The 15,455-nt window shown below is 59.1% G+C and carries 9 protein-coding genes; 5 read left to right on the top strand and 4 right to left on the bottom strand.

Features of this window, described 5'->3' with window-relative positions; genetic code table 11:
• Positions 1-3: 3 nt before the first annotated feature.
• Genes NQ559_RS04460 through NQ559_RS04445 form a run of 4 tightly spaced genes read right to left on the bottom strand, consistent with a single transcriptional unit; the run spans position 4 to position 4,786 of the window.
• Positions 4-2,235 (bottom strand): glycoside hydrolase family 2 protein, encoded by a 2,232-nt coding sequence (locus tag NQ559_RS04460; protein ID WP_018696323.1) that lies wholly within the window; start codon positions 2,233-2,235, stop codon positions 4-6.
• Positions 2,232-2,900, bottom strand: a complete 669-nt coding sequence (locus tag NQ559_RS04455) for a D-lyxose/D-mannose family sugar isomerase (protein ID WP_026318454.1) — start codon at positions 2,898-2,900, stop codon at positions 2,232-2,234. The genes NQ559_RS04460 and NQ559_RS04455 overlap by 4 nt, the downstream gene beginning before the upstream one ends.
• Positions 2,897-3,916, bottom strand: a complete 1,020-nt coding sequence (locus NQ559_RS04450; protein WP_018696321.1) for a carbohydrate kinase family protein — start codon at positions 3,914-3,916, stop codon at positions 2,897-2,899. The genes NQ559_RS04455 and NQ559_RS04450 overlap by 4 nt, the downstream gene beginning before the upstream one ends.
• 12 nt (positions 3,917-3,928) lie before the next feature.
• The gene (locus NQ559_RS04445) at positions 3,929-4,786 is read right to left on the bottom strand and encodes a class II fructose-bisphosphate aldolase (RefSeq protein WP_026318453.1); all 858 of its coding nucleotides are present in this window, start codon (positions 4,784-4,786) and stop codon (positions 3,929-3,931) included.
• A gap of 389 nt (positions 4,787-5,175) precedes the next feature.
• Between NQ559_RS04445 and NQ559_RS04440 the strand changes: the two genes are divergently transcribed.
• The 5 genes from NQ559_RS04440 (at position 5,176) to NQ559_RS04420 (ending at position 15,432) form a co-directional block, all read left to right on the top strand.
• Positions 5,176-8,226, top strand: a complete 3,051-nt coding sequence (locus NQ559_RS04440) for a SusC/RagA family TonB-linked outer membrane protein (protein ID WP_083923865.1) — start codon at positions 5,176-5,178, stop codon at positions 8,224-8,226.
• Between the two features lie 18 nt (positions 8,227-8,244).
• The gene (locus NQ559_RS04435; RefSeq protein ID WP_018696317.1) at positions 8,245-9,780 is read left to right on the top strand and encodes a RagB/SusD family nutrient uptake outer membrane protein; all 1,536 of its coding nucleotides are present in this window, start codon (positions 8,245-8,247) and stop codon (positions 9,778-9,780) included.
• Between the two features lie 21 nt (positions 9,781-9,801).
• On the top strand, positions 9,802-12,828 hold the full coding sequence (locus NQ559_RS04430; protein WP_259805242.1) for a hypothetical protein: 3,027 nt from the start codon (positions 9,802-9,804) through the stop codon (positions 12,826-12,828).
• A 61-nt stretch (positions 12,829-12,889) separates the two neighbouring features.
• A complete protein-coding gene (locus tag NQ559_RS04425) occupies positions 12,890-14,185 on the top strand; it encodes a hypothetical protein (RefSeq protein WP_026318450.1) in 1,296 nt (431 codons plus the stop codon).
• Positions 14,186-14,193: 8 nt separating this feature from the next.
• Positions 14,194-15,432 carry a hypothetical protein gene (locus NQ559_RS04420; protein WP_154654042.1) on the top strand — a complete coding sequence of 413 codons (1,239 nt, stop codon included), beginning with the start codon at positions 14,194-14,196 and terminating at the stop codon, positions 15,430-15,432.
• Positions 15,433-15,455 lie beyond the last annotated feature (23 nt).

Below are 15,455 nucleotides of genomic sequence, written 5' to 3'. Positions count from 1 at the left end.
GTTTTATTCGGTTATGTTCATCGGTGCCGTGCCCGCCTGTTTGCAGGCGGCGCGGCGGTAGGCCAGCGTGTAGCAGGCATCCATTTCCGGATGGCCTTCGACGGTGATTTCGACCCGGAAACGGTCTGTGTCCCATGCCGGGAGTGCCGCGCGCGCCGTGGGGCCAGCGACGTTGCGGTTCTGCCCGGCGGCAGGGCTTTCCCAGCGGAGTATCTCGACGGTCTGTCCGGCAGCCCGGAGCGTCACGGTAAAGGAGAAGGGCCCGGCGGCTGCGAAACGGTCGTTGAGGAGCCATACCTCCGCTTCGAACAGCTCGCCTTCCGTCCAGTCGAACTTCGCGATGCGGGCGCTGGCGCAGAGCGGCCGGCAGGCGCGGCGCACCTGGTCGAGCGCAGGCTTGGGGACGGAGGGGTAGGCCACCAGCGAATTGTTGGCGGCCGCGGGCCACGGCTCGTCGAAACACCAGTTGAGCGCCATCGCACAATAGGGTTTCTGGCGGCGGGCTTCCTCGAAAACGGCTTTGTATCCTTCGCCCTGCATGAGCGAGCTGCGCTCGATCAGCTGGTCGAGTGTTTGTGCCCGTCCGAAATACCGCTCTATCGTCGGCTCCCCGAGCCATGTCGCGGGGCTGCCATCCCAGGCGCCGAAGGCATGGTGCTCCTCCCAGGCCGTCCCGGGGCGGGGCGGGAAGAGCTCCTCGGGCGGAATGATCTTTTCGAGGACTTTGCGCGGCGAAATGCCCGGGACGCCGAACTCGGTGTAGGCCGTAAAGTGGCTGTCGTTAATCAGCTGGAAAATATCGCGGCCCTCCCAGTAAAAAAGGTAGTTGCCGTGTGCCATGCCGTTCAGGGGCGATGTGGCGTTGAAGGGTATTTCCGGCGATAACCGGTAACAGAGTGCATTCAGCAGGCGCAGTGCGAGCGACTGGTCTGTCATGCCCGACCAGTTGTTGAACAGTTCGTTGCCCCCGCACCAGATCGCCAGCGACGGGTGGCGGCGCAGGCGGCGTATGATCGCCGTAGCCTCCTGCTCCAGCGTGGCGAGGTAATGCGGGTCATCGGGGTAGCAGTTGCATGCCAGCGGGAACTCCTGCCAAACGAGAATGCCCCTGCGGTCGCAGTATTCGAAGAAGCAGTCTTTGTTGACGATGCCTCCGCCCCACGAACGCAGGATGTTGAAATTGGTTGCTACGGCAATGTCTATCAGTTCTTTGCAGCGCTCTTCCCCGACTGTGCCGGGGAAAAGTTCGGGGCAGACCCAGTTGGAGCCTTTGGCGAAGATTCGGCGGCCGTTCAGTTCGATCTGCGCCGGGGCGGCGCTCCGCGTTTTCGGGAAACCCTTGGGTTCGCTCCATGCCCCTTCGTTCATTACGAGCCTTATCCGGCGGAAGCCGATCTGCTGTCCCACGCATTCGAGTTCCTTGCCTTGTGCGTCGAGCAGGCGGTAGCGCGAAGTGTATAGCACGGGTTCCCCGTGGTCATGCGTCCACCACAACCGGGGGTGTTCCACCCGGGCGGTAAGGCGCTTCCCGGCCGGGCCCCGGGCCCTGGCGGCCGGATGCCCTTCGGGGTCGAGCAGTTCCCAGTCGCTCTGGCACCCTCCGCACTCGCGACCTTCGGCTTCGATGCGAAGGTCGGCCCCCTGCAGGTCGTCGTCGAGTGTGTAGCCGACATGCAGCTCCGCCACGTGGGATTCGTTGCGAACCTGCAATCCGGTGTCATCCCAGATTCCCAGCGGTACCAGGCGCGGATGCCAGTCCCAGCCATATCCTACGGCAGGTTTCACGACGTCGGACGCTTGCGTGCGGTCGGCAGGCTCGGGGTGGCGCTTGGGGATGGGGAAGATCACGACTTCGAGCCGGTTGCTGGGCTCCAGGTATTCCGTTAGGTCGATTTCCACGGGGGAGAACATCCCTTCCCCTGCTGCGAGCAGGTGCCCGTTGAAGCGGATCTCGTATTGGTAATCGATCCCTTTCGAGACGAACCACAACCGCTGCCCCTGCCCGAGCCGCGGGGGCTCGAATTCCGTGCGGTAGGTGAAGAAGCGGTCTTCCATCCACGTCATGCGGCGGTAGTTGCCGGCGTAGTTGTAGTCGGGGTATCCTTCGGCGCGTGCTAAGTCGAGCTGGACAGCCCCCGGGACAGCCGCCGGACAGAAAGTTCCGGGTATGGTTTCCTTGTCCGGGGCGTGTCCCAGTTCCCAGGCAAGGGGCGATATGTCACGGTTTCGGATCATTTTTGGAGAGAGTATTCGTTACAGAGCAGGTATTCGGCCGCTTCGTCCTCCTCGATTTGCGGATAACGTCCCAGCGGTTCGTGGAAACGGTTGTCGGCGGTGTCGTCGTTGACCGTCGAGACTTCGCCCGCCAGGCAGTCTCCTCCCTCGGCCCAGAACGTGTGGTACATGTAAGGTTCGAAAGTAATGCTCTGGCCCGGCCTCAGACGCAAAATTTCTCCGGCGCGCAGGGTCGTCGTGATCCCGTCGACCTGGAACGTGCAGGGGGTTTCGGTCATGCGTTCTTTCTGGTCTGCCTTCCATAATTTCATGCAGAGGTCGCCTCCGCCGCGGTTGATGATATCCTCCATCTTATGCCAGTGGAAATGGATCGGCGTAACCTGGCCTTCGCGTACGAACATAATTTTTTCGCAATAGGTCTTGCGGTCGCGGGCGGGGTTCCCGTTGCGTATCGTAAAGAGCGTCAGCCCTTCCCGGCTGAAGTTTCCCTTGCCGAAATCGGTGACGTCCCACCCGAGGGCGTTGTCGCGTATTTCACGGCACTCTTCGCCGTGCCTGTTCCACATCGGGGGAGTCCATGTCGCCCACTCGGGTAGCGGGAAACGGTGCTCGGCTAAAAAATCCAGTGCTTCGCGGATTGATCGGTTTATTTCGGAGCGTTTCATTGGGTTTGGTAATTTAATCGGATGAATTCGGTTAACAGTTCTAAAGTCGGGGCGCCCCCGGTGCTGGTGGCGCTGAAGAGGTTGAAGCGGGCCGATGCGTTGGCCAGCCGGAGGGCGTCGCGCAGCGGCATCCGCTCGTGCTGGGCATAGAGCATCCCGGCGCAGAAGGCATCGCCGGCGCCTACCGACGAAACGATTGCTTTTGCCGCGACCGGGATGGCGTCGCACCAGCAGGTGTCGCCTTCCCGTGTGAGGGCGTAGCCGCCCTCGGGGAAATGGATGGCGCAAAGACGGCCGATTCCGCGGTGCATCAGTGTTTCGGCCGCCGCTTCCACCCGGTCGCGGAGCAGTACGCCTTCCGGGCTGCGAAGCTGCGTGCCGCAGACGGCTCCGGCCTCGATTTCGTTGACGATGAAATAGTCGATATGGGGAAGGCAGGGCTCCACGATGCTGCGGAACCGTCCGCCCTCTTCGGAAACCACGTCGACCGATGTCTCGTAGCCTTTCGCCTGTAATTCCTTCAGTACGCGGGCGGCGACGACGCCGTGTTGGGGGTCGGGTTTGTCCAGTTCGTCCAGCAGCAACAGGTACCCCAGGTGAAAAATCCGTGCGGGGGACTCCATTTGCAGGATATGCTCCGCGCTGAGGCGTGCGTTGGCTCCCCGGAAGTGGAAGAAGGTGCGCGAGCCCCCGTCGTATTCCGACATGACGTCGGTGTACGAGGTCGCGGCATCGGCGAGCGGGAGCATGTTGCCCGCGTCGATGCCGAGCCGTTCGATTTCACGCTCTATGTAGCTGCCGAAGGCGTCCCGGCCGATGCAGCCGCCGGCGTACAGCGGTAATGCGGCGCCGAGCCCCAGCCCTGCCAGGTCGGCCAGCACGTTGTGCGAGCAGCCGCCCAGCCCCGTTTCTACGCGGGTGATCGTCGTCAGGTTCCCCCGTGCGGGATATTGCCCGATTATTTTTACGTTGTCGACCAGCCATGTGCCGGCCGAGATGATTCCTCGTCTGTCCATAGTCGGGGCGGTTTAGGCTTTGCCGTCGCTCTCGAAGAGGCGGATATGTGCCGCGACGACCTTTTTAGAGGCTTCGGTGATGCGGCTTTTCAGGTCGATGTAATTCGGGGCGCCGTCGGCGGCGAGGTAACTGCGTATTTCATCCGTCGCCTCCAACTGGATCGCCGTGGCCACGTTGATCTTGCAGATGCCGTTGCGGATGCAGGCTTTGAAATCCTCTTCGCTCGTGCCGCTGCCGCCGTGCAGAACAAGCGGAATACCGTTGCGGGCGTTGATTTCGCGCAGCCGGCCGATGTTGAGGCGCGGGGTGGCGGTGTAACGGCCGTGCAGGTTGCCGATGGCGATGGCCAGCGCATCCGTACCGGTTTCGGCGATGAAGCGGGCCGACTCTTCGACATCGGTGAAGATGTCCGCCGTCGTCGCGTCGCCCGTGCCCTCGCCTCCGGATCCGGTGTCGCCCACGCGCCCCAGCTCGGCTTCGACATCGACGCCTGCGGCATGGGCGAGCCTTGCGACGAGGCGGGTCTGGGCGATATTTTCTTCCAGCGGCAGGCCGGCACCGTCGAACATCACCGAACTGAAGCCCGCGCGGATGGCGCGGATGCAGGTTTCGGGGCTTTGCCCGTGGTCGAGGTGCACGGCGACCGGGATTTTCGCATCGCGTGCGGCCTGCAGGAAAACGGGGGCCATCAGTTCCATGGGCGCCCCGGGGAATTGCACTTCCGCAAGTTGCAGGATGACGGGCGCCCGCAACTCTTCGGCTGCGGCTATGGCTCCCATGACATTCTCGACGCTCAGGCAGTTGAATGCCCCGACGGCATAATGGCGTCGATGGGCATCCCGTATGATTTCTCGGAAAGGGGTTAGCATAATTAAATTAATTTAAAAATTTAAGCCGAATAATGGAAATTTCGATAGTCAAAGATAGCGTGTTCGTACGGGATAATCTGGTGAAATATCTGCATATGTATGTATTATTTTGACATTATCGTGCAATAATTTGGAATGCCAAAACACTCCTTATTTTATAAATATTCTTTTTATTGCTATTTGAGGCTGTTTTTGCGTGAGGGTAAAATTTCATACTGTGAAAATATTGTTATTTTTTGTCAAAATATCACCATGTATATGTTTTTCTTTCGTCTATATTTGTAATAGTCGATTCGGACGTATTTATTAAAAAAATCGGTCGGACGACACCTATTTTATTATAGCCGGATTCGAGAAACCAAAACCTAAACAACTAACCTGTTCGCAAAATGATTAAAAACAAACTATTCATGCTATTGATTCCCTTGCTGCTGTGCGGCACCGGCCTGTTTGCCCAGAACGCGGCCGTACGGGGGATCGTGACGGGAAGCCCCGACGGGAAACCTATTGCGGGAGCATCGGTAGTGGTCAAAGGCTCCGTGAGGGGCACGACGACGGATGCTTCGGGGGCCTATACGGTCGCTGCGGGTACGGGGGACGTGCTTGTCATATCGTTCCTCGGCTACAAACCGCAGGAGGTGCCCGTTGCCGGCCGCACGGCGGTCGATGTGGAACTCCAGGAAGATGCCGAACTGGTCGAGGAAGTGATCGTGATCGGTTACGGTACGATGAAGAAGAGCGACCTGACGGGCAGCGTGGCTTCCGTGAAGGCTTCGGACGTGACACAAGTCTCGGCGGGGTCGATCGACAAACTCTTGCAGGGCCGTGTGGCGGGCCTGACGGTAATCGACAATTCGAACGACAGCCCCGAGGGGAGCGTGACGATGCGCGTGCGCGGAATCAGCTCCATCAACGGTTCCAATTCGCCGTTGGTGGTGGTAGACGGCGTGCCGATGGGCGATGCCGGTAATCTGACGAGTGTGAACCCCAATATCATCGAATCCGTCGAGGTGCTCAAGGATGCTTCGGCGACCGCTATTTACGGTTCGCGCGGCGCCAACGGCGTCATCATGATTACGACCAAGAACGGACAGAAAGACCACCGGAACGTCTGGTTCTCGGGGAAGGTCGGGGTCGGCGTTTTCAGCGACAGGCTCGACTACTGGCGCGATCCCGTGCAGATGGCGCGGCTGGAAAACGAGGCCTATGAGAACGGGGGCGCCGAAGGGCCGTATACCGGGAAGATCTGGTCGGACGGAACCTATTATCCTTCTATCGCCGAGATCGAAAGCGGGGCGTGGCCTTTCCGCACCAAATGGGCAGACCATGTGTTCCGCACCTCCGTCACGCAGGATTACAGCGTCGGGATCGAGGGCAGCGGCGAAAAGAACCGCTACTACGTGAGCCTGGGTTATTACGACGGCGAAGGCATGCAGTACAAGGACGACTTCGAAAAATATACGGTCGACATGTCCTATGACCACCAGGTCGCCCGCAATATCAACCTGAAGACCAAAGCGGGCTTCGTGCGCGGCTTCCGCACCTATAACAACGGAACGAGCTACGGGCGCAATCCCCTCTGGCCGGTTTATAACGGGGACGGCTCCTATTTCAAAAGCCAGCCCAAGGATTACGGGAACCCCGTGATGGTAAACAACGAGATCAAGAACGAGTCGGACAACATGTCGGGTTATGCACTCGTCAAAGCCGACTGGACGATCATCCCGGGACTGATCATGTCGGTGTCGGGCAACGCCCGCGCCGAGCAGCGCCGGTCGGCCTATTTCAATCCCCCGCTCTATACCCTTGCCGGGGATAACTACAATGGCGAAGGGGGGAACAGCGAATCGACCTATGTCAACCTGACGGGGGATGCCTACCTCACCTACAACAAAACTATCGGCGACCATACCTTTTCCGCCATGCTGGGCGGAAGCTACGAGAACAGCGTAAGCCGCGGTTCGAGCATTACCGGTCGCGGGTTCTCCAACGCGGCGCTCAAGGACGAGGTCGTTTCCGGCGCGGATAAGGTCATAACTTCGACGTCGCGCAGCCAGGAGATCCTCGCTTCGGGGTTCACCCGCCTGAACTATACGTTCAAGAACCGTTATCTGGTGACTTTCACGGCACGAGCCGACGGCGCTTCGAAATTCGCCAAGGGACACCGCTGGGGCTTTTTCCCGTCGGGTGCGGTAAGCTGGAAGCTGGAGGAGGAGCCCTGGATCAAGTCGCTCGGATTCTTCGACCAGCTCAAGCTGCGCGCCAGTTACGGGGTCTCGGGTAACCAGGGGATCTCCCCGTACCAGACCTTCGAGCGCTTCGGGTTCGATTACTACTGGTCGGGAGGCAAGGAGTACACCGTTTACGGCATCGGTTACCAGGATGGCCGCGAAGGGTTGGGCAACCGCTTCGTGACCTATGCGGGCATGGCCAACCACGAACTGACGTGGGAGAAGACCGCGCAGATGGATATCGGCCTCGACCTCTCGATCTTCAGGGGACGCCTGAATGTCACGCTCGACTATTACATTAAGAAAACGACCGACCTGCTGCGCAAACAGTACCTGCCTCCCAGCACCGGTTTCGATACGGTATGGGTCAATGACGGGGAGATCCGGAACAAGGGTTTCGAGGTCGCCGTCACGGGGCGCATCGTCTCGACCAAGGACTGGAATTTCTCGGCGACGGGAATCTTCAGCCTCAACCGCAACAAGGTGGTTTCGATCGGCACGGCCGAGAATTCGGGGGCTACGGTCGATGCCAACGGCATTTGCTATACGCAGTACGGCGGCAGCGTCTATAACGATGCTTTCCTCAACGTGTTGGCTATCGGCTATCCTGTCAATTCGTTCTACGGCTATATGGTCAACGGCATTATCCAGACTCCGCAGGGGGACGGGTCGAGTCCCAATACCCGCCCGGGCGAACTGAATTACGTCGGGCTGAATGCCGACGGCACGCTCGACCCCAATGAACGCGTGATTATCGGCAATCCGAATCCCAAGTTTACCTCGAGCCTTTCGCTCTCGCTTTCGCACCGTTGCGGCCTCGACCTGTCGGTGATGATGTACGCCGTCTACGGCAACGACATCTTCTCCTACCGCAAACTCGAGTCCCCGGCGCTGAAGGCGGGGCGGTGGACGGCCGAGAATCCCAACAACGAACGGCCCAGCCTGCGTTACAACCGGCAGTACCACGCTTCGTCGTGGTCGGTCGAGGACGGGTCGTTCCTGCGTATCTCCAACATCACGCTCGGCTATACGCTGCCTGCCGGAAAGTTGAATTGGATCAGGAACCTGCGTGTTTATGTGAGCGCCAGCAACCCCTTTACCTTCTCGAAGGTCAGCGAATACGACCCCGAAGTCGGGGAGAACGGTATCGGCAATGTGGCCTATCCCAAGGTATGCGTCATCACCGCGGGCGCGGAGTTCAAATTCTAACCAATAGTAAACCTGAATATGAAACAGATATTCCTCTATTTTGCAATGCTGGGGACGCTCGCCGGGTTGAGTTCGTGTCTCGACGAGGTACCGTACGGCACCTATTCGAACCAGACCTTCTACAATACGGAGGCTGATGCCGAATCCGCGTTGATGTATGCCTATGTACCCCTCAACTATATTGATTACTGCGGCCGTTTCCTCTTCTACCTGGGCGATGTGCCGACTAACCAGTACAAATCCTACGGCAAGGCTGACGAAAGTCCGCTTTTCCAGTGGGATATCACCCCGACCAGCGACGAGGCCATCTATTTCTTCAAGTCGGCCTATGTAAGCCTTGCCCGTACCAATTCGGTGCTGGACAATGTCGCCCGGATGTCCGATATTTCGGCTGCGGCACGGAACAAGATCCTTGGCGAAGCCCATTTCCTGCGCGCTTTCAACCACTTCATGCTGGTCATCAATTACGGCAGCGTGCCCATCCGTTCGAAGACCGTCTCCTCGACGTCGGACTCCTATAAGGATTTTTCCCCGATCTCGGATGTTTACGCCTTCATCATCGGGGAGTTAGAGGATGCCATCGGCCTGCTGCCGGTGAACAAGGTGCAGGGGCGTGCCGACAAGGTCGCCGCACAGGCGCTGCTCGCGCGTGTTTACCTGTACCTCGCGTCGGCAAAGGCTTCGGGGGCGCCGGGCTACGACTGGGTGTCGGACGCCGATGAAATGTACTCCCTGGCGGCCCGGTATGCCGGCGACGTGCTCAATAACCAGACGGTCTACCGGCTCGATCCCGACCTGGGCAATGTCTATGACGTCGAGCACCAGGCCGACGGCGTGGAGCACATCTTCATGACCTCGATGAACCGCGAGGCCAGCGGCATGGAGGGTACTTATTCGCAATTGCCCCAGATGTTCAGCATCCAGACCGGGAGCATCGTCTATATCTCCTCGTCGCTGGGTAAGAACAGCCGCGAGGTGATGAAATTCCTGGATTACGAGTCGGGCTATCAGGTGATGCGCGTGGACAACGATTTCCGCAACACCTATGACGATGACGACCTGCGCAAGCAGTTGATGGTTACGACCATCTACAACGAGGACGGCAGCGTGCTGGCTACCTACGATCCCTCCAACCTCACCAGCAGCGACAATATCAGGAACAAGTTCTTCTATCCTTTCTGCCGCAAGTATACCGACCCCAAGTCGAAGGCCAACCGGACGTCGGCCAACCTTTACCTGATCCGTTTCGCGGAGGTGGCGCTTACCTATGCCGAGGCGGTGGGCCCGACCGACGAGGGGTATAAATGGGTGAACGAGGTTCGCAAACGTGCCGGGCTGGAAGCACTGCCCGAAGGGCTCCCGATCGAAGATTTCCGTGAGGCGGTGATCGAGGAGCGGACGAAGGAGCTGGCTTTCGAGGGGCACGGCATCTATGACCTGCGCCGCCTGAACCGCGTCGACGAGCAGCATATCACCAACAAGGCCTTCAAGCCTACCTATGCCTATTTCTATCCTGCGCCCCAGCGCGAGCTGGATCTCAACCCGCAGAAATAACCGACTTAAAATCCGCAGACCATGAAACTATTTCACAGATACCTGCTTTCGGCCGCCGCACTGTTCTGCTGCGCGGGGCTGGCCGCGTGCAGCGAAGATACGACCGATCCCGCGAACCCGTACAGCGGGAATTACACGCTGTCCACACAGGCCGAAGTCGATGCCTTCCCCGCACGCCGGACTGCCAACAGCATCACCGTCACTGGGGCCGGTATTACGGACATTTCGTCGCTCGACGTCGCAGCCGTCGGTACGCTCGTCATCCGCAATACGGGGATCGTCTCGCTCGCACTGCCCCATACGACGTCGGTTGCGACCATGCTCGAGATTTCGGGCAACGAATCCCTTACGGATGTCGCCGACCTCGGCGTGAAGTTCGTCATCGGCGATATCCATATCGAGGATAACCCGCAGCTGACCGACATCAGCGGCATGCTGGGGATCAAGAAGATGACCGGTAAACTTTATGTTACGGGCAACTCCTCGCTGGGCGAAGACAAACCCGACGAACCGGACAGCTATGGCTTCAATGTCATCAAATACCTGATCTCCAATTCGGTGCTCGATGCGGAGAGCGTGACCCTGTCGAACAACCATCCGCTGGCCGTGACCGATCCGTCGCTCATCGGCCAGGGCGGCGAATCGGGCGGCGTTTACAGCTATACGATCAAGTCCGATGCCGAGGCCGCTGCCTTCAGCCCCGGCGGGAAGGAGGTCAAGAACCTGACGGTCACCGGGCCGAATGTCTCGGACGACGGTATGGCGTTGCTGGCTTCGAAGATCTCCGTCGTGCAGGGTACGCTGACTGTCGACGGCGCATCGCTCAAAACGACCGAAACATTCTTCGGCAAGGTCGACTGCCAGGGTAGCATCATCCTGCGCAATATCACCACGTACGATGAGAGCGGCAGTAATAAATTCTTCAATACCAACGGCTTCAAGAATATCACCCGTATTTACGGCGATCTTGTCCTCGAAAATATACCTTATCTGATCCACTGGGGCCGCGGCAGCGGGTTCGCCCAGATCACCGAGATCGACGGCGATTTGACGGTGCGCAGCTGCGGTATGCAGCAGATGGCTTTCGCTTCGCTGAACAAAGTCGGGGGCGACCTGACCCTTGCCGACAACTGCATCGAGCTCTATACGGGATTCTTCTGGAACCTGGCCACCGACCTCCGTCATGTGGGCGGCAGCCTTACGCTCACGGACAATGACCACCAGAACGGCCTGGGCGGCTTCGAAAAGGTCGAGTATATCGGCGGTGACATTACCATTACCGGCAACGGCACGGCGCCGGGCGCATCGGGCGGCATCCCGTATGCCTCGAAAGCCGGACAGGTGGGCTTCGACCTGGTGGAAAGCTGGATTACGGGCGGTATCGTACAGCCCGGCGCTACGATCGACTGCCGCTATGCGGACGGGACGCCCGTCGAATTCTCGGAGATACCCCAACCCGGCGAATATAAGAGCTATACGATCACGGACAGGGACGAATTGCTGGCCTTTGCCCCGCAGGACGGTTCCGCGGTGAAGGAGACGGTGCAGGATCTGACGATCGTGGACACAGGCAATACGATGTCGGACAACGACCTGTCCTTCGTCAAGACCCGCGTGGAAAAGGTAGTGGGTACATTGACGCTCGAAGGGAGCAGCCTCACCTCGACGGAGCTGTTTTTCCTGAACGGCGGCTTTACGGTCGAAGGCGGCATCGTCTTCCGCAACTGTGCCGAGCTGTTCAACCTGAACGGGATGAAGGATATGACTGCCATCGGCGGCGACCTTGTCTTCGAGAACTGCCCGAAGATCGCCACGGACTGGGGCGCAGGGAACTGTCTTTCGCAGATCGTGAGCGTGGCGGGCAGCGTAAGGCTGACGGGCGTGACGACGCCGATGCGCGGTGTGACGTTCAATTCGCTGAAGAGTGTGGGCGGCGATTTCATCGTTACGGGCTGCAACGGCAACTTCTGGAATTTCGACGTGATGAAGCTCGAAACCATCGGCGGTAACCTGGTCATAACCGATAACGCGAAGCTCAACGGTCTGGGCGGCTTTGCATTCGTAACTTCCGTCGGCGGTGATGTCACCATTACGGGTAACGGTACTGCGAACGGTGGAATTCCCTACGACAGTACATCGGATCAGGTTGGCTTCGACCTCGTAGCTGGTTGGCTCGGGTCGGGGGTGGTGGCTCCGGCTGCGACTGTGACCTGTAAATACGCCGACGGTTCGGCGGTCGAATTCCCGGTGCCGAGTCCCTATAAGAGCTATACGATCACGGGCTGGGACGAATTGCTGGCCTTTGCCCCGCAGGACGGTTCCGCAGTGAAGGAGACGGTGCAGGATCTGACGATCGTGGACACAGGCAATACGATGTCGGACAACGACCTGTCCTTCGTCAAGACCCGCGTGGAAAAGGTCATGGGCACGTTGACGCTCGAAGGGAGCAGCCTCACCTCGACGGAGCTGTTTTTCCTGAACGGCGGCTTTACGGTCGAAGGCGGCATCGTCTTCCGCAACTGTGCCGAGCTGTTTAACCTAAACGGGATGAAGGATATGACTGAGATCGGTGGCGACCTTGTCTTCGAGAACTGTCCGAAGATCGCCACAGACTGGGGCGCAGGGAACTGTCTTTCGCAGATCGTGAGCGTGGCGGGCAGCGTAAGGCTGACGGGCGTGACGACGCCGATGCGCGGTGTGACGTTCAATTCGCTGAAGAGTGTGGGCGGCGATTTCATCGTTACGGGCTGCAACGGCAACTTCTGGAATTTCGACGTGATGAAGCTCGAGACTATCGGCGGTAGTCTTGTGCTCTCCGATAATGCACGGTTCAACGGCCTGGGCGGCTTCGAGGCGCTTAAAAGCGTGGGCGGCGACCTGACGGTTACGGGGAACGGCACCTCGGAGGGAGGTATCCCGGTGGTTTCGACATCCAATAAAGTCGGATTGGATCTGCTCGGAAAACTTTACCGGGACGGCGTATTCGCGGACGGTGCGGTCTTTACGATCGAATCCGGAGGGATTACCTATAAGATCGACGAATTGTAACGGAATGTGAACGGAGCTCCGGCCGGTTGCGGGCCGGCCGGGGTTTTAAACTTGAAATACGATGAAAACCTTTAAAATGATACTTTGCGCCGCAGCCGTTGTGCTCACGGCTGCAGGGTGCGAAAAAGAGTGGGATAAAAGCCAGTGGCCCGAGATCCCCCGGCGGCCAGATGCCGTACCCAACACGGGCAACTACCAGTTTTCGGACGGTGTGATGTCCGAAGAAGTGTTGCATAACTACCTTTCGCGGGCCATTACCCAGACCGAGTTCCTGTCCGGCCCCGAGACCTCGACCGACGGCGTCTACGGGACGGAGGACGATGAACGGATGTTGCTCAACGTCGGTGCCAAATTCATCGGGCGTGCGATGTACCAGTGGAATAAGGAGGGCTATTTCATGAACGATGCCTGGTTTGCGGATGCCAAAGCCAGGATCGCCCGGATGCACCAGCAGGATCCCGACCTGATTTTCCAGGGGGCTATGTTCGAGACGGTTTCTACCCGGGTCAACGACATTCCCGTCCCCGAGTGGGTGTTCCGGGCATTCGGCAAGGAACCCGAGGAGCGGAATTTCCGTTTCGACGACATCCGTGACGAGGGCGGCCTTTATCTGGGACAGTGGGGTGAGAATACCTGTGTGCCCGACATGTCGCGCGAGGAGGCGCAGATGTGGTTCTACTTCATGGCCGTGAAATACATGGAAGCCGGAATCGAGGCGTTCCACTGCGGGCAGGTGCGGTTGATGGCTTCGATGGGCGATTCGGACAACGGTTATGCGGGCTACCGGAACCTGTTGTCCAAGATCCGGGAGGCAGCCAAGACCAAGGCGGCGCGCGGGACGGTTATCATGGACGCCCACCTGGCCAACGGCGGTATCGTGGTCGACGGCCGGCACCTGTTCGATTTCGTGTCGTTCCCCTTGCGTCCGAAGGAGATTGTCGGCGAGCCTATCAAGGCGAAGCTCGAAAAGGGCTACCTCGATTCCGTGATCGGATATACGCAGGGTGGGGAGACGCCGAGCGGCTGGACAGCCGACCGTATCCCGTATATCCTCGAATTCGATAACTTCGGGGAGAGCAGCCATCCGGGGTCGTACAACTGGGGAGACAATTTCGTCTGGGGCTACGACGAGATTTCGTGGTTCAGCCTGTGCGACGACGAATATGCCCGTTACTGGCTCGAATATGCCGTGGACTACATGAACCGCGTCGATCCCGTCGGATATATCCAGATGCCGGGTTGCCGCGTATCGGTTTCCGCAGCCACGCGCTTTTACCGGTGCAATACGCAGAGTGAAGCCACCCCGACGGGGCGTTCGACCGAAGAGACCATCAAAAAAATATGGAGCAACCAATGATTCCGATTATGAAAAAACTGATTTTATCGCTGGCTTTGGCCCTTTTGTGCGTGGCCGGTTCGTGCAGCCGCACCGAAACCCCTTATTATTTCGACGGTTCGGTTTCGCAGGCCGTGCTGGAACGCTATCTGGCCCGTGCCGTCACCATGTCGGAGTTCCTTACGGTGGATCCCTATTGCAACGACGGGACTTATCCGGACAAGGCGGCCGACGTGGCGTTTATCCGGAATACGGGTGCAAAGTTCATCGGGCGGGCTATTTATCGCTGGGGCGATGAGAAAGTGCTCACGGAGCCGGGATTCTGGGCCGGTGCCGAAGCATTGGTCGGGGAGGTACATGCCTTCGACCCCGACGTGATCTTCCAGGCTGCGGCCTTCGAGGCCGTTTACCGCGACGTGAACGAAGTCCCCGTGCCGGCCTGGGCGTTCGAGGCGCTGGGGTTGCCCGTCGAGGAGCGGAATTTCGACTATTCGCAGATGCTCTCGCCCGACGGCAAGTATGTCGACCTGTGGGGGCCGGGCGGCAGCGTGCCCGATATCACGCGCGTCGAGACGCAGCTGTGGCTGATGTACCTGATCGGCTCCTATGTGGATATCGGTGTTGAGGCCGTACACCTGGGGCAGGTCTACCTGATGGGCATGAACGACCACGAGTGGCAGTCGTGGGACAGTTTCCTGAAGAAAGTCCGCGCATGGGTTTATCCGCGTGCCCGCCGCCACTTCGTGCTTTTCGACGCCCATGCGGGCAGCCAGGGCATGATGGTCGGCGAGCGGAGTCTTCTCGATTTCAACTCATACCCGCTGCGCATCAAGGAAGTTCCCGAAGAGCCGATGCGGTGCGTGCTGGAAAAGGGGCATCTCAATGCCATTTTCGGCAAGAGCCCTGCCTGTGTCACCCCGAGCGGCTGGCGGTGCGATGCCTTGCCCTATCTGGTCGAGTTCGATAATTTCGGGGTCAGCGACCACCCCGGGGTGGCTGATCTCAACGACCATTACGTGTGGGGATATGACGAGATCACCTGGTTCTATATGCAGGATGTCCCCGCGCGCCGGGCATGGCTGCGCTATGCCTATGACTGGCTGCGCGAAAACGATCCGCACGGCCATCTCGAGATGCCCGGTGCGCGCGTCGTATCGCTCACGGCCGGCGGATCGGTATTCCTGAGCCGAGCCGTCGCCAAAAGCGACAAGATCCCCTACGGCATGGACATCGAACAGACCATCAAAGAGTTGTGGAACGGCGAATAGCCCGGATTTCCCTTGACCCGGAA

Origin of the sequence: Alistipes onderdonkii (genome assembly GCF_025145285.1) — a bacterium.
Lineage (GTDB): Bacteria > Bacteroidota > Bacteroidia > Bacteroidales > Rikenellaceae > Alistipes > Alistipes onderdonkii.
Note: the sequence above shows the minus strand (reverse complement) of the source record. Positions and strands in the feature narration are given on the sequence as shown.